General features: G+C 46.2%; 14 protein-coding genes. 11 read left to right on the forward strand and 3 right to left on the reverse strand.

Going from position 1 to position 20,609, the window contains the following annotated elements; translation table 11 throughout:
* Window positions 1–24 precede the first annotated feature (24 nt).
* On the forward strand, window positions 25–1,350 hold the full coding sequence (locus tag RA156_RS02325; protein ID WP_306642465.1) for an MptA/MptB family glycosyltransferase: 1,326 nt from the start codon (window positions 25–27) through the stop codon (window positions 1,348–1,350).
* On the opposite strand, the gene RA156_RS02330 is transcribed toward RA156_RS02325, so the two are convergent.
* Both RA156_RS02330 and gshB read right to left on the reverse strand, forming a co-directional pair.
* Window positions 1,331–3,334: a flavohemoglobin expression-modulating QEGLA motif protein gene (locus RA156_RS02330; RefSeq protein ID WP_306642466.1), complete on the reverse strand. Its 2,004-nt coding sequence runs from the start codon at window positions 3,332–3,334 to the stop codon at window positions 1,331–1,333. The two genes, RA156_RS02325 and RA156_RS02330, sit on opposite strands and share 20 nt — an antisense overlap.
* Window positions 3,327–4,358 carry a glutathione synthase gene (gshB, locus tag RA156_RS02335; protein ID WP_306642467.1) on the reverse strand — a complete coding sequence of 344 codons (1,032 nt, stop codon included), beginning with the start codon at window positions 4,356–4,358 and terminating at the stop codon, window positions 3,327–3,329. The genes RA156_RS02330 and gshB overlap by 8 nt, the downstream gene beginning before the upstream one ends.
* Window positions 4,359–4,508: 150 nt before the next feature.
* Between gshB and RA156_RS02340 the strand changes: the two genes are divergently transcribed.
* From RA156_RS02340 to pyrF, 6 genes are all read left to right on the forward strand, one after another.
* Window positions 4,509–7,967, forward strand: coding sequence for a LamG-like jellyroll fold domain-containing protein (locus RA156_RS02340; RefSeq protein WP_306642468.1), 3,459 nt, complete (start codon window positions 4,509–4,511; stop codon window positions 7,965–7,967).
* A gap of 199 nt (window positions 7,968–8,166) precedes the next feature.
* Window positions 8,167–10,353 carry a glutamine synthetase III family protein gene (locus RA156_RS02345; protein WP_306642469.1) on the forward strand — a complete coding sequence of 729 codons (2,187 nt, stop codon included), beginning with the start codon at window positions 8,167–8,169 and terminating at the stop codon, window positions 10,351–10,353.
* Between the two features lie 269 nt (window positions 10,354–10,622).
* Window positions 10,623–12,629 (forward strand): OmpA family protein, encoded by a 2,007-nt coding sequence (locus RA156_RS02350; protein WP_306642470.1) that lies wholly within the window; start codon window positions 10,623–10,625, stop codon window positions 12,627–12,629.
* Window positions 12,630–12,695: 66 nt separating this feature from the next.
* Window positions 12,696–13,871: an AIR synthase related protein gene (locus tag RA156_RS02355; RefSeq protein ID WP_306642471.1), complete on the forward strand. Its 1,176-nt coding sequence runs from the start codon at window positions 12,696–12,698 to the stop codon at window positions 13,869–13,871.
* A 12-nt stretch (window positions 13,872–13,883) separates the two neighbouring features.
* On the forward strand, window positions 13,884–14,954 hold the full coding sequence (gene prfA, locus RA156_RS02360; RefSeq protein ID WP_434064831.1) for a peptide chain release factor 1: 1,071 nt from the start codon (window positions 13,884–13,886) through the stop codon (window positions 14,952–14,954).
* The gene (pyrF, locus tag RA156_RS02365; RefSeq protein WP_306642473.1) at window positions 14,951–15,751 is read left to right on the forward strand and encodes an orotidine-5'-phosphate decarboxylase; all 801 of its coding nucleotides are present in this window, start codon (window positions 14,951–14,953) and stop codon (window positions 15,749–15,751) included. Before prfA ends, pyrF begins: the two co-directional genes overlap by 4 nt.
* Window positions 15,752–15,804: 53 nt before the next feature.
* Here pyrF and RA156_RS02370 read toward each other — a convergent pair whose 3' ends face one another.
* Window positions 15,805–16,338: a hypothetical protein gene (locus RA156_RS02370; RefSeq protein WP_306642474.1), complete on the reverse strand. Its 534-nt coding sequence runs from the start codon at window positions 16,336–16,338 to the stop codon at window positions 15,805–15,807.
* An 88-nt stretch (window positions 16,339–16,426) separates the two neighbouring features.
* Here RA156_RS02370 and RA156_RS02375 point away from each other — a divergent pair, with 88 nt between their 5' ends.
* The 4 genes from RA156_RS02375 (at window position 16,427) to RA156_RS02390 (ending at window position 20,606) form a co-directional block, all read left to right on the forward strand.
* Window positions 16,427–17,719, forward strand: a complete 1,293-nt coding sequence (locus RA156_RS02375) for a DUF2851 family protein (protein WP_306642475.1) — start codon at window positions 16,427–16,429, stop codon at window positions 17,717–17,719.
* Window positions 17,679–17,918: a PspC domain-containing protein gene (locus RA156_RS02380; protein WP_306642476.1), complete on the forward strand. Its 240-nt coding sequence runs from the start codon at window positions 17,679–17,681 to the stop codon at window positions 17,916–17,918. Before RA156_RS02375 ends, RA156_RS02380 begins: the two co-directional genes overlap by 41 nt.
* Before the next feature lie 94 nt (window positions 17,919–18,012).
* Window positions 18,013–18,951, forward strand: coding sequence for a potassium channel family protein (locus tag RA156_RS02385; protein ID WP_306642477.1), 939 nt, complete (start codon window positions 18,013–18,015; stop codon window positions 18,949–18,951).
* Between the two features lie 47 nt (window positions 18,952–18,998).
* On the forward strand, window positions 18,999–20,606 hold the full coding sequence (locus RA156_RS02390; protein WP_306642478.1) for an alanine/glycine:cation symporter family protein: 1,608 nt from the start codon (window positions 18,999–19,001) through the stop codon (window positions 20,604–20,606).
* Window positions 20,607–20,609 lie beyond the last annotated feature (3 nt).

The following is a 20,609-nucleotide window of genomic DNA, read 5'->3' on the forward strand; positions in this document are numbered from 1 at the left end:
ATCGCGTTCATTCTTAGCCAATATGTGGCCTACCTATTCATGGGCTATGGCCTAGATCGATCAAATTTCTTCGAAGTATTCGTAGGCTTTGGTTTCCTCTTCGGAGGGATGATCATATTTATGCGACGCAAGCATGAAATGGGCTGGAAAGAAATCTTCTGGATTGCTCTTCTATTCCGTTCAGCTTTCATTTTCAGTGAACCTCGATTATCTGATGATTACTACCGCTTCACTTGGGATGGACTATTGACTGTACAAGGAGAGAATCCTTACTTAATTCTACCACAAGATTTCATCTCTGATGAGCGTGCCGCTGAATGGCAATTGGATGAGCTGTACGACGGACTAAATTCTAAGCAGTACTACACCGTTTACCCACCGGTGAACCAAATGATTTTCGCGGCGAGTGTTTGGTTAGGCCAAGGCTCGTTAGCAGGTACGATCTTCTTCCTGCACTTATTCATTCTGTTAGGCGAAGCGTTACTTCTGTTCTTGATTGCACGATTACTGAGCTATTTTGAATTGCCCTATTGGTGGTCCATCGGCTACGCATTAAACCCTTTGGTTATCATTGAGCTTTCTGGTAACGTCCACTTTGAAGGTATGGTAATGACTTTCTTAGCCTTGAGCGTTTGGTTGGCTTGTTGTTTTCGCTATCGCGGAACGGCGATGCCTTTCTTAGGTGGAATTCCTTTTGCCTTAGCCGTATCTGTAAAGTTGACCCCGTTGATGTTGGTGCCCTTGGTTTTCGTGATCTTGAAACGCAGGGCATACGGCTTTGGTGCGATGGCGCTATTCACGCTTGTATTGACCTTTTTGCCGTTTTATTCTTCAGAATTAATTGCCCATTGGCAAACGAGTATCGAGCTCTACTTCAAGTCGTTTGAATTCAATGCGTCAATCTATTACCTAGTCCGAACCATAGGAGAGGCCATCCTCGGATATAACCCTATTCAGTCCGTTGGACCTTGGATGTCACTGATCACCTTAAGTTTGATCCTGTTCGTTGCCTTTTCCAGATGGAATAACAAAGGCACGCCGAAAGAACAAGTTGTTCGCTACGGAACTGCATTAACCTTGACCTATCTGGTCTACTACTTGATGACGACAACTGTGCATCCGTGGTACATCACGATGATTGCCGCTGCGGCGGTATTCTCAAATCGAAAGGCCATCTGGTTCTGGAGTTTTCTAGCCGTCTTCAGTTACGCCCATTATGATGGGGGTGGATTCCAAGAAAACTACTTCTGGATCATTGCGGAGTACGTGATTCTGGCTGCGGCGCTTCTAGCCCCACTGCCGATCAAAGAAGCATTCAGTAAAAAGGTGCTTAACGGATGGCGCGAATGATGTAATCGTAGATTGGGTTGTTCTCCTCCGTTCGTGGCTCCATGATAGCGCGTGAGAGGTATTTTGGTTGCTTCAAAATTCCTCGCTCAATCATTTCTAGGATGGTTCCGTAGTGCTCCAAAGAAGTTTTACCAATGAGTAATGGGCGAAGATCATTTCCGTCACTCCAGAATCGATACATTTCGCTAAGTCCGCGTAAGTAGAGGTGGTCTTTCGTGAATCCACCTCCTCGATAAATACGAGTGACGAGGTAGAACGCTTCATCCACATCCATCTCTAGGTCGTTGACCATGGTGCGGTAGGTCTTCTTGAAATCAGCTCCTTTCACCATCATATCGGTGGCGATCACGCGTTGACCCAATTCCTTTAGGCGACGTAAGGTGATGTTCCCACTCAAGTACTCAGACAGAACAGCCAGTCCTTCTTGCGTCATCGTGTTCACTGGGAAGCCCAGGTTGAACACCTTCAACGGCTGGAGATTGCTATTCATGGTAGTCACCATATGCACTCCAATCTCGTGATGCACCAAGAACCGCAGTTCCTTCGGGCGGAAAGTCGCGCCCTTCTTGATCATGACTTTCTTCTGGTGGTTTATCACCATCGCATCAGCCACCATGTTGCGAGAGACTTCAATCTTTCCTTTGAAGCCGTATTCTTCGAAACTCTCTTTGAATAACTCAACAGCTTCTGGTACACCCAATCTCGGTTCCGCGGTAGCGACTTCAACCTCTGGAAGATGCTGAAGGAACCACGCATTCTTCAGGTCCTTTTCAGAAGGCTCACCGAAATAGCGCATGGAGTTATACAAGAACTTACTGCTGCCAATAGACGATAGCATATCGATCTTGTCGCTGAAGGCATTGATCACATCTTGGTAAAGACGTTGGATATGCACATCTGTGATCTTCTCAATCTCCAATCGGTGAATCTTCCGTTTCAAGTGGAAAGGATCGAATCCAATCGGCTTGTATTCGAATTGTGGGTTGATCGTGCAACGCGACTCGAAGAATCGTTTCTTCTCTTGAGCTACGTTGATTGGATTCACCATAGATAACAACTCGAAATTCTTCAACAGGTCATGTAGTGCTGAATCTACCTCCAAGATTGATTCCTGAAGATCATTCGAGAGGAGGCGACCTTGCTTCTTATGTTCCCATGTGGTGAACTCCCGTGCAAAGTCGTGCGCGTGGTTTAGAATGGCACGCTTGAGCTGCCCCTTGATTGAATTGATGACTGCAGGGAAGGGCTCAGCCGTTTCTTCGTTGCAGTAAATCTTCGAGACCTCGGTCGCGAGAACTAAGGTGTTGTCGAAGCTCTTGGTAATGAAGGCAAGGTTGTACCCTCGTCCGAAGAAAGTATCATTAATAGCAGCGCTCTGAGGGATGCCGTTAGGCAACTCAATGTCTGCCAGTTGATCACGCCACTTTTCTACGCAAATGCCAAAACGATCATTATCAATACGCTCAGAACCAATATTCCAAACAGGCACTTCACGATCCCAACGACGCCAATTGTAAGAGTGCATGTCATAAACCACACAAGCGCCAAAAAGCTCTTCTAGCTTGGCGATCAGCGCGTATGTCACACGATAGTACGCGTCATGCTTCTTGCGCGAACGTTCACGCTCAGCCTTGGTCAACGCTCTTTTCCAGACCTTCTTACCCCAAGCCTCGTCATATACACAAGTCTCAGGTTCACGGTTGAGATCATATTCAAAACGACTATCCAAACCAATGAGTTTGATCGGCATGGAAGAAATGAAGGCACCGGTATAAGGGTCTTCTTCATACCAGCGTTCAAATTCCGAAAGGCGCGTTTTGATCTTCAGCTCATCGCGAAAGCGATGACCGTCGTGAATGGCCGTACATACATACGGCACGTATTCGTTAATCGAGATTCTAAAACCAGCATCACTGCTCTCCGCCTCGAAGGTGAGTCCCTCCTGGATGCGGCGAATGATCTCTTCACAACTTAGTTTACGCATTCTCTACAGCTTTCCTCAGCTCGCTTCTTCTACTTCTTAGAGATTCACGTGATCGGATTACGTCGTCACAGTAATCGATGATCTTACGTTGAAGTTTGACTTTGTTCAACTTATTGATGTAGTTGATTCCACCTGGGCTCAAAACATTCACCTCGATCAGCTTTCCGCCGATTAGGTCTAGTCCGGCAAAGTACAATCCGTCTTGAACCAATTTAGGCCCGACCCATTTACAGAGCTTCTTCTCAGCTGCGGTTAAGGTGTGTTTCTGAATGGAACCACCAGCAGCTACATTGGAACGGGCATCTCCTTCAGCAGGTACTCTTCGCATAGCACCAATCGGTTCGCCATGAAGCATAAGTACACGAATATCTCCCAACTCAGCACCCTCAACGTAATCCTGGAGGATCACGTAATTGCTTTCACCGTCTTTGCGACTAATATAGAAGTCGAGCAATGAGTTCATGTTGGAGCTAGCTCCTTTTTCAAGAACGATAACTCCAGAACCACCATAACCATTCAACGGTTTCATGATCATCTTTTCAGAATCACTTTCCTTGATGACACGCTTTAGATACTCCTTATTCTTAGAAACGTGGGTTGCCGGAATGACTTCATTCTTCGGGTCGTAGAAAGCCGCCGTGTAAAGCTTGTTGTTTGCTTCACGTAGTCCTTCAACATCATTGATGATGAAGACGTCATCTTTGACAGAATCCAAGAAGTTCAAGACGATGTTGTCAAGTGGCGGATTCGCCCGCATGAAAATCACATCAAATCCTGCAAGCGGCAGCATCTCTTCCTTGAACTGAGCGTTCTTGTAGAATGAGTTGACAGACTTCGACACCTTGTCTTGGTTCTTCAGAACCTTCGCAAAGGTCATCGCCATGCAATCACGGATGGTCAAATTAGCCGCTGTAGTTAGAGCAACTTTGTAACCTCTTGAGGCTACTTCATGAATGAGCTGTAGGGAAGAATCAGCATTAGGATCGATATCCTCCCATGGGTACATGATGAAAAGATAGTTCATGCGCTAAAGGTTAAAGCCAATCAAAAATAGACCAAAACACGATGCGACAAAGCAAAAGGCGTGATTTTCAGCCTTTCCATATTAAGTCCGCATTAAATAGTTCATCTAGCGCTCCCTTAGTATCTTACGACTCCAAAATCTTGAACCAACATGCTAAAGAGAGCGATCCTAGGACTGCTTGCGGTGCTCGCAAGCACTGCGATGATGGCCGATCCCGGTGATACACTGGTGGTACAGACCTACACATTCGAAGATCAAAACAACCCGGACACAGATTATGATAGTCCGGGTAGACGCACCTTCACATTCCCTGAAGATGACGGCACAACGTACCAAAAAATCTTGATGTACTACACCCTGAAATGTTTCGAAGACGGAACAGCGGGAGGTCTCGGATTCCCTTGTGGAGAGTGGGATTACCTAACCTACAATTACCTCTACGATTACACAGGAGTGTTAGACTCGAATTTCTTGACGCACCCTTTCATGTTGATCGATAATCAAGATTTCGTAACGCAAGATCTTGTGGTTGATCCACTGTACAACTTCATCCAGTACGATTACGAAATTGCGAATGACGTGACTGTAGAGAACGAAGTGATGGTTACGTTCGCTGAAGATGGAACGGTGAATCCAGCACCAGTTCGTACGGATATGCACCGTAGCCGTTTTCAATTCTTATACACAGCACAAGAGTTGTTAGACATGGGTCTGACCGCTGGTGAGATTGGCTACATCGAACTTGAAATTGGTGACGCTTGGGATATGGCAGACCTTCTTCGTTTGAAAGTTGGCGCTACCGCGGAAGAAGATTTGACCTCTTGGTATGATGGAGACATGACTGAAGTTCGCGTCGGTGAATTTATGCCTGGCGGCGAAGGATGGTACCCTTTCCAGTTCACTGAGGCCATCATGTGGGACGGAATGAGCTCATTGGTATTTGAATTAAGTGCGCACGTTGAAGAAGCTTTTTCTCCAACACAGTTCAAAGGGGTAAATTCTACAATCAACTCTGTTTCGGCAGCAAGCAATGATCGTTACATCTCGTTCAATAACGTGGATGAGGTGAAAGTTCCAGGCGAAGCATTTGCAGCGGTACAAGATGAAATCACCATTGCCTTTTGGGTGAATGGAAATGAAGATATTCAGCCGAGCAACAGCACAGTATTTGAAGGAGTAAATAGCAGTAACCAGCGCGTTGTGAACAGCCACCTTCCATGGGGTAATGCTCGTGTGTACTGGGATGCTGGTCAGTCTGGAGGCTACGATCGTATAGACAAAGCAGCGAACACTGCCGACTTTGAAGGACGCTGGAACCACTGGGCATTCACCAAGAATGCAGTAACAGGTGAGATGTTTGCCTACTTGAACGGAGAACTTTGGCACTCAGGAACGGATCGCTTCCGCACTATGGAAGACATCGTGAAGTTCAGTATCGGATCTGCTGCAGGTTGGTCGAATTTCTACAATGGAAAGATGGACGAATTTGCCATCTGGGAGGTAGCCCTCGATGAGGAGACAATCGCCGCTTGGATGAACCGTTCGATTACTATGGATCACCCGAACTACGATGACCTTGTGGTTTACTACGACTTCAACGAAGTGAATGGAGAGCCCGTGCTTGATCATAGTGGAAACGGATTCGACGCAGCTCCACACGGGGCCCCAGATCGCCAGTACCATAATGGAGATGATCTATTCTTGAACCCTGAATTGGTGGCCTTCCGTCCTTCAATTCAAATTCAACAAGGAGATTACACGATTAACACAACTACAGATAGCTACACGGAACAAGTAATGGTAGCTCCAGTGTCGGTGTCATCGTGGGACGTAGAGAACTACGATGTATATGTAACTGACATTGATTACTACTGGCTTCCACAAGACACTTATGTATACGACGAGGATGGGAATATATTGGAAACGATTCCATTCGAAGGAGATGCGGTTCCATTTGTAAACCAAACGCTAGAATACTACGGTGCTCCATATGAAGTAGTTGATCGCTATGAAATCGGACGATTCATCACTCCTTACGGAATCAACCTTGACCTAGAAGAAGGGTGGACTTGGATCTTCGATGTTACTGATTACGAGCCACTGCTTCATGGAGAGGTAGAGCTTGAAGCAGGAAACTGGCAAGAGCTCTTGGATATGAAGTTCATGTTCATCGAAGGAACTCCTCCACGTGACGTGAAGCGCGTAGAAGCATTCTGGAAAGGAACCTACAACTTGAACTCATTTGATGAGAACGTAACGGCCTACCAGATTGATGTAGAAGAAGGGGAGGAGACTTTCCGTTTGAAAACTCGTGCTTCTGGGCATGGCTTCGGACAAGGAAACAACTGTGGCGAGTTCTGTTACAACACGCACTCAGTAAAAGTGAATGGTGAAACGCAATGGAGTTGGGAGATTATGCAGGAATGTGCGGATAACCCACTTTACCCACAGGGAGGTACATGGATTTACGACCGCGCTGGTTGGTGTCCGGGAGCTCCTGTGAAAACTCAAGACTTTGAATTGACCCCACTCGTAGACAACATGGAATCGTTCACTGTTGATTACGATATCGAATATGATCCAGATGGGAACTACCGATTCGAAGGACAGGTAATCGCCTACGGAGAGCCGAACTTCACCACGGATGTGGAAATCGAAGAAATCATGGCACCGAGCGATATGCGCATCTTGAGTCGTATGAACCCAATTTGTGATGACCCAGTAATCCGCATCAAGAACAATGGTTCTGCACCGTTGACTAGCTGTGAGATTACCTACGGTATCGGTGAAAACATGAATACGTATACATGGACAGGTGAACTCGGGTTCCTAGAGTCTGAAGACGTAACAGTGAGCTACGATGACCCAGGATTCTGGAATGGAGATGAAGAAGAGGTGTTGGTTTTCGAGGCTACGGTGACTTCGGCGAATGGATTTACCGATGAGAACCAATTCAATAATCACGCGACTTCAACGTTCAATCGTCCACCTGTATATACGTATGGGGAGGAGGATGATAACCGCATCATTATCTGGACAAAAACGAACAACACACCTTGGGAGACGGAGGTCCGCATTGAAACAATGAATGGAACAACAGTTTACTTGCGTGATGATTTCGATGAAGCCAATACGAACTACCGCGATACCATTGCACTGAACGCAGGGTGTTACAAGTTCATCCTTTCCGATTCTGATGATGATGGGTTGAGCTTTTTCGCGAACAATGATGGAAACGGAACATGTCGTCTGAAGAAAGTAGCAGGTTCAACGTTCATTCAGTTCGAAACTGATTTCGGAAAAGAGATCGTTCACTACTTCAACTTCCAAACGGATCTTGTATCTGTTGACGAAGAGTTCAAGCCAGAGCCAACGGTAGTGGTATTCCCTAACCCAGGTACAGATCGTTGTAACGTTAAAATCTCTGGAATGGAGCAAGACATTAGTTACCGCATGTTCGATGTGAACGGTAAGCTTGTGGCTTCAGGAAACCGAAAACTAGCCGGAGGAGGTTTGCTTTCTATAGATACGTATGATCTCCCTGCCGGAATGTACTCAGTCATCATCGACGACGGTGAACAATACGTCACCAGAAGATGGTTGAAGTAACATGAAATAGAATCAAGAGAAAGAAATGGGCGCCAACTGGCGCCCTTTTTACGTTTATGGGGGGGAGAGGGGGTAATTCGTAAGATTTTTCTGAAAGGGGGTGTTTTTGAGGGGGTGTTCAAAAGAATTTACAAAAAATTCATGCTGACCCCCTGTCGTTTATCTATCTTTGCACCAGAATTTTAAAAATCTCGGACTAATGCCAACTTTTCGCAGTAAAGCCCTGGAAGATGTATTCCATCGCAAACCACTAGTAGTGGAGCCAGCAGGTAAGATTTCAGAATTTTACGGAGAGAATGTATTCAACCAACACACGATGCGTGAGTACCTCACAGACGAGGCTTACGAGAAGGTGATGGACGCAACGATCAACGGTACGCGTATTGAACGTGGAATCGCGGATCAAGTAGCGACGTCTATGAAAGACTGGGCTACTTCACGCGGAGCAACGCACTACACTCACTGGTTCCAACCTTTGACTGGAGCAACAGCAGAGAAGCATGATTCATTCATGCAGCCTACTGGAGACGGACGTGCGATTGAGAAATTTGATGGTTCTCTATTAGTCCAGCAAGAGCCGGATGCTTCTTCATTCCCGAACGGAGGTATTCGTAATACATTCGAAGCTCGTGGTTACACGATCTGGGATCCTTCATCTCCAGCTTTCGTGATTGGTAATACACTATGTATCCCAACGATCTTCATTTCATACACGGGACATGCACTTGATAACAAGGTGCCGTTGTTGCGTGCGATTGCAGCAGCTGACAAGGCAGCAACAGATGTATGCCAGTACTTTGACCGTGATGTCAAGAAAGTAACAATCACACTTGGTTGGGAGCAGGAGTACTTCCTCATCGACCGTGCATTGTTCAATGCTCGTCCTGATATTGCGTTGACAGGTCGTGCGCTATTCGGACACGCACCTGCAAAAGGTCAGCAGTTGGATGATCACTACTTCGGGTCTATTCCTGATCGCGCCATGGCGTTCATGAAAGACTTCGAAACTGAAGCACACCGTCTTGGAATTCCTGTGGCAACACGTCACAACGAGGTTGCTCCAAATCAGTTCGAATGTGCGCCGATCTTCGAAGAAGCAAACTTGGCAAATGACCACAACCAGCTATTGATGGACCTTCTCGATAAAGTAGCTCGTAAGCACGACTTCCGTGTACTTCTTCACGAGAAGCCATTTGAAGGGTTGAATGGTTCTGGTAAGCACAACAACTGGTCACTAAGCACAAACACAGGAGTGAATCTTCTGAAGCCAGGGAAGAATCCAAAAAGCAACATGCGCTTTTTGACCTTCTTCGTGAACACGATTGCTGCGATTCACAAGAATGCAGACATTCTTCGTGCTGCGATCGCAGGTGCTGGTAACGATCACCGTTTGGGTGCGAACGAAGCACCTCCAGCAATCATCTCAGCGTTCATCGGTTCTCAGTTGACAGAGGCACTTGACGCACTTGAGAAGAACATCAAGGCTGGAAAGATGACACCAGACGATAAGACAGCGTTGAAGTTGGAAATCGGACGAATTCCTGAAGTTCTACTTGACAACACTGATCGTAACCGTACTTCACCTTTCGCTTTCACTGGAAACAAGTTTGAGTTCCGCGCAGTAGGTTCTTCAGCTAACTGTTCAAATGCGATGATCGCATTGAACACAATCGTTGCAGATCAGCTGATTGAATTCAAGAAGAACGTTGATGCACGCATCAACAAAGGAGAGAAGAAAGACGAAGCAATCCTAAAGGAATTGCAGAAGTTGATCAAGGCGTCAAAGAACATCCGCTTCGAAGGAAATGGGTACAGTGACGAATGGGTGAAAGAAGCGAAGAAGCGGGGTCTTTCTAACCTTGTGAATACGCCACAGGCGTTGAGCGTATTGAAGCGCAAAGAAACACGTGACATCTACTCAGCGATGGGAGTTTTGGCTCCTGAAGAGCTAGAAGCACGTGTAGAAGTAGAATTCGAAAACTACATCCTAAAGCGTCAGATCGAAGCGCGTGTTGGAGCTGATCTTGCACAGAATCACATCATCCCGACAGCAATTGCATACCAGACACGTTTGGTAGAAAATGTGAAGGGCTTGAAAGACATCATGACCGCTGCTGAATTCAAAAAAGCGAGCAGCACACAAGTGAAGTTGATCAAAGAGATCTCTGAGCACCTGTCAGCAGTGAAAGACGACGTAGATGCACTACGTGCAGAGCGCAAGAAAGCTGATAAGATGACTGACGTTGAGAAGATTGCTAACCTATACGCTGATAAGGTGATGCCGTTGTTGAACAGCGTGCGTGAGCACTCTGACCGATTAGAAATGTTGATCGATGATGAGATGTGGCCATTGCCAAAGCTGCGTGAGCTACTTTTCACTCGCTAATTAAGAAATCAATAGTTGAAATGGTCCTGCTTGTCAGGACCATTTCTTTTTGCACTAATATTGAGGATTCCTACGTTATTTGTGGGAAACGGATAATGCCAGATAGTGAGCTGTAGCGCTTGCAGGAACAGGGATTCCAACCTCTTTTGACGGTTTCTTAGAGTGAGATGACTGTTGAAAACCGTTGAATCTCGCGTCTGCTGTGGCTTTCGCTTATTTGCAATTCCGTGTATTATTTAGTTATTTTCGCTTCCTGTAATCGGAAAAAGATGCAAAAAACCAACACCAAACACGCTGTGCAACGTTACTCCCTACTTTTATTGTTCGCATTGTTCTGCTCTGTAGCCTTCGGTCAGAAGAACTACACTGAGGATGCAGACCTTGCTTTCGAAAACAAAGCCTACCACGAAGCGGCGGCTGACTACCTCCGCGTTTATGGAAAGCTCAGTGGAGTCGCTGAGAAAGGAGAGGTGAACTACAAGATCGGTGAATGTTACCGTCTGATGCTGGACCATAAAGGAGCAGAAGACTACTACAAGAAAGCGATCGGGTTCCGTTTCGATGAAACAGATCCAATAGTACACTACAACTACGGTGAAGTGCTTCGCGCTCAAAATAAATTTGACGACGCAATCCAGAAGTACAATGACTACATGGAGAAAGGTGGCGACAAGACAAAAGCTCGCGCTGCAATCGAAATGTGTGAAAAGGCTGCACTTGAAATGGATGAGCCTTCAAGCCGTTACGTAGTAGATCAAATGCCAATCCTAAACTCTGAGCAGTTTGATTACGGCCCAGCATGGAGTGGTAAGCGTTACGATGAGATCATCTTCGGATCTGCTCGTCCTTCATCGGCAGGTTCTTCTGATGACCCGATCACTGGTGAGTCTTACATGGACCTCTTCATCTCTGAACGTGATAAGAAAGGAAAGTGGTCAACACCAGTTCCGGTAAACAATACAATCAACACGCAGCACAATGAAGGTGCAGCATGTTTTGATAAGAAATTCTCTACGATGTACTTCACTCGTTGTATCGACGAGAAGGATGCACGTTTCGCTTGTGATATCTACTACGCACGTCGTCAAGGAAAAGACTTTGGTCCAGCAGAGCCAATGAATCTCATCGATCGCGAGTTGAACGATTCATCTCAAGTTGGGCAGCCAGCGCTTTCTCCAGATGATATGTACATGGTGTTCGTTTCTGATATGCCAGGTGGTTTCGGTGGACGTGACCTATGGTATGTAGAGTACGATAAGAAAGCCAAAACTTGGGGTAAGCCTAAGAACATGGGTGACAAAGTGAATACGAAAGGAGATGAAATGTTCCCATCATTCAAATTAGATGGAACACTTTATTTCGCTTCTGATATGCATGGTAGCATGGGAGGACTTGATATCTTCAAGGCAACACGCGCTGGAGAAGACATGACGATTGCTGAAGTTGAAGGAATGCCTGCACCAATCAACAGTTCTTCTGATGATTTCGGAATCATCTGGGAAAAAGACCTAGACCAAGGGATGTTCACTTCTAGCCGTCCAAACGGAAAAGGTAAAGACGATATCTACGAGTTCAAGATGCCTCCGCTGGAGTTTGCGTACATCGCGAATGTATACAACTACGATACGGGTGTACCATTGGCGAACTCAAAAGTGACGGTGCAAGGAACCGACGGTCAGAGCTACAACTTGACTACAGATGGAAACGGTGGAATCTCTCTTGATAACGGAGAAATCATTGCTTCAACAAACTACGCTGTAGATGTTGCACTTGATGGCTACATTGGTACTTCTGACCAATTCTCAACAGAAGGTCTTGCTGAGTCTACGACATTTGCTCGTGAGTACTTCCTAAAAGAAATCGTCATCGGTATCGAGTACGATCTTCCATTGGTACAGTACCCATTCAACGAAGCAACGCTTCTTGTGAACGAAGAAGTGAACTCTGCCGATTCTTTGAACTTCCTTTACGATCTACTAGTAACGAACGGAAACTTCGTAATCCAGCTTGAAGCACACACAGATACACGTGGTAAGGTTGGATACAACCAGGAGCTTAGCCAGCGTCGTGCACAAACTTGTGTAGACTACCTAGTATCGAAAGGAATTGCTAAAGACCGCATGGTCGCAGTAGGTAAGGGTAAGAGCGAGCCTAAGATTTCTGATAAAGAAATCAATGCAATGGCAACTGAAGAAGAGAAAGAGGCAGCTCACCAGGTGAACCGTCGTACGATCTTTAAGATCCTCCGATACGATTACGTACCGAAGGAAGAATAACGACAGTTCCATAAAACGAATTAACTTGCGGGGCGATTTGAAAATCGTCCCGCTTTTTTATTTCCCATGAGTGATTCTCGCTACCAACAACGCGGAGTTTCCGCATCCAAAGAAGACGTCCACGCAGCTATTAAGAACGTGGATAAAGGTCTATTCCCTCACGCCTTCTGTAAGATCGTACCTGATACGTTAACAGGCTCTGATGAGCACTGTATTGTCATGCACGCTGATGGAGCGGGTACGAAGTCTTCACTGGCTTACATCTACTGGAAAGAAACAGGTGATGCTTCCGTGTGGAAAGGAATTGCACAAGACGCTCTCGTGATGAACCTCGATGACCTCCTTTGTGTAGGAGCCACAGATAACATCTTGCTTTCATCTACCATCGGACGAAACAAAAACCTCATTTCGGGTGAGGTTATCTCTGCGATCATCAATGGTACAGAAGAGTTGCTTGATGAGCTAAGGTCTCAAGGCATTGGTATCAAGTCAACGGGTGGTGAAACTGCCGACGTAGGCGACCTCGTTAGAACAATTATCGTTGATTCTACGGTCGTGTGTCGTATGCGTCGTGATGAGGTCATTGACAATGCGAACATTGCTCCAGGACAAGTCATCGTTGGGCTTTCTTCTTTCGGGCAAGCGAACTACGAGACTGAATACAATGGTGGAATGGGAAGTAATGGACTTACTTCTGCTCGTCACGATGTCTTCCATAAGGTATTGGCAGATCGTTACCCAGAAACCTATGATCCAGATGTGCCAAAGGATTTGGTATACACTGGTAGCAAACAACCTACGGAAGCAGTTGAAGGTGTCCCAGTTGATGCTGGTAAGTTGGTTCTTTCTCCAACGCGTACTTATGCGCCTGTGATTAAGGCGATACTTTCGAAGCACCGCGATGCAGTCAAAGGAATGGTGCATTGCTCAGGAGGAGCTCAGACGAAAGTGCTTCATTTCGTGAATGACGTTCATGTCATCAAAGACCAGCTATTCGATTGCCCACCATTGTTCAAGTTGATTCAAGAGCAATCGGGTACAGATTGGAAAGAGATGTACAAAGTCTTCAATATGGGGCACCGTATGGAGATTTATACTGATGCCGCTAGCGCGGAAGCGATGATCGAAATCGCCAACTCATTTGGAGTTGAGGCGCAAATCGTCGGACGCGTAGAAGAGGGTTCAGGCAAGCACCTGACCATTTCTTCGGAGTTCGGAACCTTCGAATACAAAGAAGCTTAACACATGAACCAGTTGATCGATAAACTCGTAGCGATCGAGGATCGTTACCGTGAGGTCAGCATGCTCATTGTTGACCCAGAAGTGATCGCCGATAACAAGCGATACGCTACGCTCATGAAGGAGTACAAAGACTTGGGGAAAATCGTTGATCTCTCAAAACGATACCGCAACGTCGTAGATAATATTGCTTCGAGCCGTGAAATGCTCGAAACGGAGACAGATCCTGAAATGAAGGAGATGGCTCAAGAAGAATTGCTGTCGCTCCAAGAGGAAGAATCTTCTCTTCAGGAAGAGGTGAAGGTTGCCTTGATCCCTAAAGATCCTGAAGACAGTAAAAACGTAATCGTTGAGATTCGTGCTGGAACTGGTGGTGACGAAGCCAGTATCTTCGCTGGTGACCTCTTTAGAATGTACACCAAGTACCTTGAAACAAAAGGGTGGACTATGGAAGTAGCCAACTTGAACGAGGGAACAGTAGGTGGATTCAAGGAAATCGTCTTCAGCGTTTCTGGTGAAGATGTATACGCAACAATGAAGTACGAGTCTGGTGTACATCGTGTTCAGCGTGTCCCTGCAACAGAATCCCAAGGGCGAGTGCACACTAGTGCTGCCACAGTCGCTGTACTTCCAGAAGCAGATGAAGTAGATGTCGAGTTGAATATGTCAGACGTGAAGAAAGACACTTACCGTGCAAGCGGGGCAGGAGGTCAGCACGTTAACAAGACGGAGTCTGCTGTGCGTTTGACGCACCTTCCAACTGGTGTGGTTGTAGAATGTCAAGACGGACGATCACAGCACAAGAACTACGAAAAAGCCTTGCAGGTACTTCGTTCGCGTTTGTACGAGCAAGAACTTGCGAAGAAACAAGCCGAACGTGCAGCTGAACGCAAGAGCTTGGTTTCAACAGGAGACCGCTCTGCGAAGATTCGCACTTACAATTACCCACAAGGACGAGTAACTGATCACCGAATCAACCTCACGCTATACAATTTGCAGAACATCATCGATGGTGATATCAACGAAATCATCGAAGCATTGAAGGTGGCTGAGAACGCCGAAAAAATGAAAGAAGGACAGGCATGACAAGACAAGAATTGATCGCGCAGATTCAACAGAAAGGAAGCTACCTATGTGTTGGATTGGACACTGACCTAAATAAGATCCCGGCTCACCTACCTAAAACAGCTGAAGGGATGCTTACTTTCAATAAAGCAGTAATTGATGCTACTGCTGACCTATGTGTTGCATACAAGCCTAACCTAGCGTTCTATGAACAATATGGAACAGAAGGGTGGGAAGTCTTAAAAGCAACAGTAGACTATATCCCAGATCATTGCTTCGTGATCGCTGATGCAAAACGTGGCGACATCGGAAACACTGCTGCAGCTTATGCAAGAGCACTTTTTGATGATCTTGGTGCCGACGCAATTACAGTGGCACCATACATGGGGCGGGACGCTGTCACACCATTTCTAGAGCACGAAGGCAAGTGGACAATCGTCCTTGGGTTGACTTCGAATCCTGGGGCTGCAGACTTCCAATACCACGGAGAGCCTAAGCTCTACGAACGTGTCATTAGAGCATGTGCAGAATGGGGTAGCCCAGAGCAACTGATGTATGTGATTGGTGCTACACGTCCAGAAGACATGAAAGAAGTACGCGACATGGTTCCTGATCACTTCTTCTTAGTACCTGGTGTAGGCGCACAAGGAGGGAGTTTGACTGATGTGAGCAATGCTGCATTAACAGCAGATGCCGGTCTATTGGTGAACTCTTCACGTGGTATTATCTACGCTGGACAAGGCGAGGACTTTGCCACAGATGTTCGCAGAGCTGCGAGCACACTTGCTGAGCAGATGGCTCAATTCCTAAAGGCATAAAAAAAAGGAGCCGAAGCTCCTTTCAATATCTTATGTAGATTGACTCCGCGAAATTAGTCGATCTCTGCAGTTACCGTCAAATCAGAAACTACCTGGAACACGAAGTGTACAGGTACATCTGTCACGAGTCCGTCAGCCGAAACGCGAATCTGATCGTCATTCAATAGTGCCGCCAAAATCACATCTTTCTGATCTTGTGTCATTGGGAAGTCAGTGTGATCTGGGTTTTCGCTTAGGTCGTATAGGTTCGATTCTTCAAGTACGTATTCGTAAAGATTCTCTCCGCTGAGTGATTGAAGACGAACTGTTCCACTTACCATTGCTTCTTGTGGTCCAGCGTATTCCCAAACTTTCCATTTGATGTTGCGGATACCGTAGTTCACGATTGATTCCTTTACATCAGCAATGTCTTCGTTTGATAGTGCGTTGAGCACCTCTTCAGCGTTGAATTGAGTAGTTCCGCTGTTCTCATCGATATCGATGGTGAAATTCTGGATGAACTGCGCACCCAAGGTCGTTTGTTTCAGTTTGTCACATCCGGCAAAAATGAATGCAACAGACACGAGGAGTAGAAAATAGCTTTTCATTGTATAGTTGATTTAACGCACACAAGATAATCATTCGCGTCCATAAAACGCTTGTCGAACCAGTCTTAGCTCTTCCCATCTTCGTCATATGAACGAAGACTACCTACAGTATTTGTGGCGTTTCCAGCAGCTTGGAAACACCCAATTAACCACGACATCAGGCAAAGATGTGAGTGTTTTGTTCCAGGGCCACTGGAATCGAAATGCCGGTCCTGATTTCCTTGAGGCGAAACTGCGAATTGGAAAGGAACTCTGGATTGGGAGTGTTGAAATCCATCTCAGATCTTCTGATTGGCGAAGGCACCATCACGTGCATGACCCCGCCTACCAAAACGTGATTCTGCATGTGGTGTATGAAGATGATGAACCGCTGGTCAATGCGGCAGGACAGGAAGTGCCGACCTTGATTGTTGAACGTCATTTAGACAGCGATCATTACGACTACTACCGCCATTTTATTGAACACCATTCCGCGCTAGCGTGTGAAAAGAACTTGGGAGAAGTAGATGAATTCAAACGTAATAATTGGCTTCACCGCATGGCCATTGAACGACTGGAACGACGGACAGAACGTGTGAAGGCATTGCTCGAACGTTACCATCAAGACTGGAACGCGGTATGGTGGCATATGCTCTGCCGGTCATTCGGATTCGGCTTAAATCAAATCGCCTACGAACAATTGGCCATGACCTTGAATTGGAAGTGGCTCGCTAAGATGGTTGGGAATCCACAGAAGATTGGAGACGTGTTGCTTTGCCATTCTTCATGGATCGAATTGGATAAGCGACTGGAGCCAAATCAAAAGCCACGTGAAAACTACCAACACTTCCAACGATTACATGAAGTGACTCCCATAGCTCCTTCGAATTGGCGTCGAGGTAAAATGAAACCCGCAAATCACCCCAGGGTGCGGCTCGGACAGCTGACTGCACTCATTGAAAATGGCTGGTTACAATGGAGAAAAGCCAGCATGTGCGAGGACCTAGATGAACTAATGCAAGTACTTGATGTTAGTATTGCAGTTGATCACCTCACGCTTCAGTTAGAAGCACGTGAAACAGCTCGAATAGGAAGGGCAGCGCGAGAGCGTATTATTACCAATGCGGTCATCCCGGTTGTATTCTATTTCGGACGACTCCACGGAGATCAAAAGCTGATCGATCGTATGCTCGATTGGCAAGACCGACTAAAACCAGAAGACAATCGGATAATCCGAATGTGGACGCAGACCGGCTGGAAACCGCGAAGCATGCTCGAAACGCAAGGACAACTCCATTTATTCGAGCAATATTGCAGCGGAAAAAAATGCTTATCTTGCCTCATAGGGATTACACTGTTGAATGACCACAAAAATGATCCAACGAATACTCGACATCTTTGAAATCAACGCCTACGGGGTGTGCGCTTGGTGGGGTAATAAACTCGGGATCAAGGCGCATCGTGTACGATTGTCGTTCATCTATCTTTCATTCATCACTCTTGGCTCACCGATCATTATCTACTTGATCATGGCCTTTATCCTTGAAAACAAGCATTATTTCAAACCTTCACGTAAGAGAAGAACTATCTGGGAACTGTAATTCTTAAGTGAGGAATGAGATAAAAATATTCTCGCGAATCTTCTTCGCGCTGAGTCTCCTATTTGGAATCGTACTTCTGGGAAGCATCGGATATATGGTCCTTGAAGATTACACCTTCATTGAGGCCTTTTACATGACGATGATCACCATCTCAACGGTGGGTTATCGTGAAGTCCACCCTCTTTCGAACGCCGGGATGATTTTCACCGCTGTGTTGATCCTTACCAGCATCGGTACCTTTACCTATGCGATTTCCGCAATTACAACGTATTTTGTTGCCGGAGAATACCGAAACCGATTCAAAGCCGCCAAAGTGAAAAAAGAGATCGAGAAATATGAAAACCACGTCATCGTTTGTGGCTTTGGTCGTGTGGGGCAAATGGCTGCAAGTCAGTTAGAGTCACATGACCAGCAGGTGGTGGTGATTGAAATGGATGAAGGAAAGATCGATCTGATCAATGAAACCAAGCCTTATTGGTGTATCCACGGTAATGCTACGCAAGATGAACTCTTGCAACGCGCTGGAATTGACAAGGCGCAAGCGTTGATTACCACCCTTCCAGATGATGCGGCCAATCTGTACGTAGTACTCACGGCGAAAGAACTCAACAATCGTTTGACTTTGATCAGTCGTGCTTCTAAATCGGAATCGGTAAAGAAGTTGCGCATCGCTGGTGCGGATAACGTAATCATGCCTGATAGCGTCGGTGGGGCACACATGGCTTCACTTGTCGTGACACCAGATGTGATTGACTTCATCGACCATATTCGCATCCAAGGAGAGGGGGAAATCAACCTGGAAGAGGTGGCCTTCACTGATCTTCCACCTGATTTTCAATACCAGACCTTGGGTGAGCTGGATGTTCGTAATCGCATCGGAGTCAATATCATCGGATTCAAAACTACCGATGGTCAATACATCATTAACCCAGGATCAGAAACCCGCATTGTTCCGAACTCAAAACTTTTCGTCCTCGGAAACCCGAAGCAGATCAAACTACTGAATCGTATCTTCGGCATCCAAGCGACTTAAATGAACCTCGTGTTTGGTTATATTTGGCCGACACCAATCCTTAATCCATGATCAAATCAATACTGAGACTAAGCCTCATTCTGTCATTTTTTGCTTTTTCCGTACCGCAAATGGCATGGGCTCAAGACGAAGATGTTCCAACTATTAGCGAGGCACAAGAAACTACGGTGGCCGCTGATGAAATGGAGCCTCAGGAACGCACATTTAATGATGCGATCAATGATTTCATGGAGCCAATTACGGGTGCCGTGGGAATGGTGATCTTCTTCACTGTTCCACTTTTTGGTCAAGACATTCCTTTCGTATTGATTTGGCTGATAGCTGGAGCACTGATCTTCACCGTCTTCTTTAAGTTTATCAACCTAAGGGGATTCAGGCACGCTCTCGATGTTGTGCGAGGTAAGTACGACGATCCAAACCACGCTGGTGAGGTATCGCACTTCCAGGCACTGACGGCAGCACTTTCAGGAACAGTAGGGGTAGGTAATATCGCAGGGGTAGCCGTGGCTATTTCGCTCGGTGGACCTGGAGCTACTTTCTGGATGATTGTGGCTGGTCTACTAGGTATGTCATCAAAGTTTGTGGAGTGTACCCTCGGTGTGAAGTACCGCAATAAGAACGAAGATGGATCTGTTTCGGGTGGACCTATGTACTACCTGAGCAAAGGATTAGCTGCACAGAATAAAGAAGGGTTTGGTAAAGTTTTGGCCATCATTTTTGCGATCGCTTGTATTGGAGGTTCACTTGGAGGTGGTTGTATGGTTCAAATTAACCAGGCCACGGGTCAGCTGATTACAGTGACAGGTGGTGAGTCAAGCTTCCTTTCTGGACAAGGTTGGATCTTTGGAGCGGCGATGGCTGTTGTAGTGGCAATCATCATCATTGGTGGTATCAAGAGTATCGCAAAAGTGACTGACAAAGTGGTTCCTTTCATGGTAGGTATCTACATCGCTGGAGCATTGGTTGTACTAGGTTACCACGTGGCTGATATCCCTGGAGCCTTTGGTGATATTATCGCTGGAGCATTCACGAAGAATGCAGCCTTCGGTGGATTCATCGGGGTATTGATTCTCGGATTCAAACGTGCGGCGTTCTCGAACGAGGCAGGTATTGGTTCTGCTTCTATCGCGCACTCTGCTGCGAAAACGGATGAGCCAATTTCGGAAGGTATTGTTGCGCTACTTGAGCCATTCATCGATACAGTAGTGATCTGTACGATGACAGCATTGGTGATTATTATTACAGGATCTGCTCCGACGGAAGCAACAGACATCACAAGTGATGCTGCTATTGGTTTGACTTCTTCAGCTTTCGCTACAGTAATGAGCTGGTTCCCACTTGTACTTTCAGTAGCCGTAATTCTCTTTGCACTTTCAACGATGATCTCATGGTCTTACTACGGTTTGAAAGCATGGGGTTACTTATTCGGTGAGAGCAAAAACGCTGCGAACATTTACAAAGTGATCTTCTGTCTTTTCGTAATCATCGGATCTGCGATTAGTGCACAACAGGTATTCGACTTCGGTGATGCGATGATCTTCGCGATGTGTTTCCCGAACGTCCTTGGTTTGTACTTCTTGGCTCCAGAGATCCGCAACGACTTGAAGAACTACTTCGCTCGTATCAAATCAGGAGAGATTAAGCGCTACAAGTAATGA

It is taken from the genome of Sanyastnella coralliicola (genome assembly GCF_030845195.1).
Lineage (GTDB): Bacteria > Bacteroidota > Bacteroidia > Flavobacteriales_D > Sanyastnellaceae > Sanyastnella > Sanyastnella coralliicola.

What these genes read in the sequence shown, in the direction of transcription:
- RA156_RS02375 (WP_306642475.1), top strand. Translation starts at nt 16,427, where the DNA reads ATGAACGAAGACTACCTACAGTATTTGTGGCGTTTCCAGCAGCTTGGA.
- RA156_RS02340 (WP_306642468.1), top strand. Translation starts at nt 4,509, where the DNA reads ATGCTAAAGAGAGCGATCCTAGGACTGCTTGCGGTGCTCGCAAGCACT.
- RA156_RS02390 (WP_306642478.1), top strand. Translation starts at nt 18,999, where the DNA reads ATGATCAAATCAATACTGAGACTAAGCCTCATTCTGTCATTTTTTGCT.
- RA156_RS02380 (WP_306642476.1), top strand. Translation starts at nt 17,679, where the DNA reads ATGACCACAAAAATGATCCAACGAATACTCGACATCTTTGAAATCAAC.
- RA156_RS02345 (WP_306642469.1), top strand. Translation starts at nt 8,167, where the DNA reads ATGCCAACTTTTCGCAGTAAAGCCCTGGAAGATGTATTCCATCGCAAA.
- RA156_RS02355 (WP_306642471.1), top strand. Translation starts at nt 12,696, where the DNA reads ATGAGTGATTCTCGCTACCAACAACGCGGAGTTTCCGCATCCAAAGAA.
- RA156_RS02350 (WP_306642470.1), top strand. Translation starts at nt 10,623, where the DNA reads ATGCAAAAAACCAACACCAAACACGCTGTGCAACGTTACTCCCTACTT.
- RA156_RS02330 (WP_306642466.1), bottom strand. Translation starts at nt 3,334, where the DNA reads ATGCGTAAACTAAGTTGTGAAGAGATCATTCGCCGCATCCAGGAGGGA.
- RA156_RS02370 (WP_306642474.1), bottom strand. Translation starts at nt 16,338, where the DNA reads ATGAAAAGCTATTTTCTACTCCTCGTGTCTGTTGCATTCATTTTTGCC.
- gshB (WP_306642467.1), bottom strand. Translation starts at nt 4,358, where the DNA reads ATGAACTATCTTTTCATCATGTACCCATGGGAGGATATCGATCCTAAT.
- pyrF (WP_306642473.1), top strand. Translation starts at nt 14,951, where the DNA reads ATGACAAGACAAGAATTGATCGCGCAGATTCAACAGAAAGGAAGCTAC.
- RA156_RS02385 (WP_306642477.1), top strand. Translation starts at nt 18,013, where the DNA reads ATGGTCCTTGAAGATTACACCTTCATTGAGGCCTTTTACATGACGATG.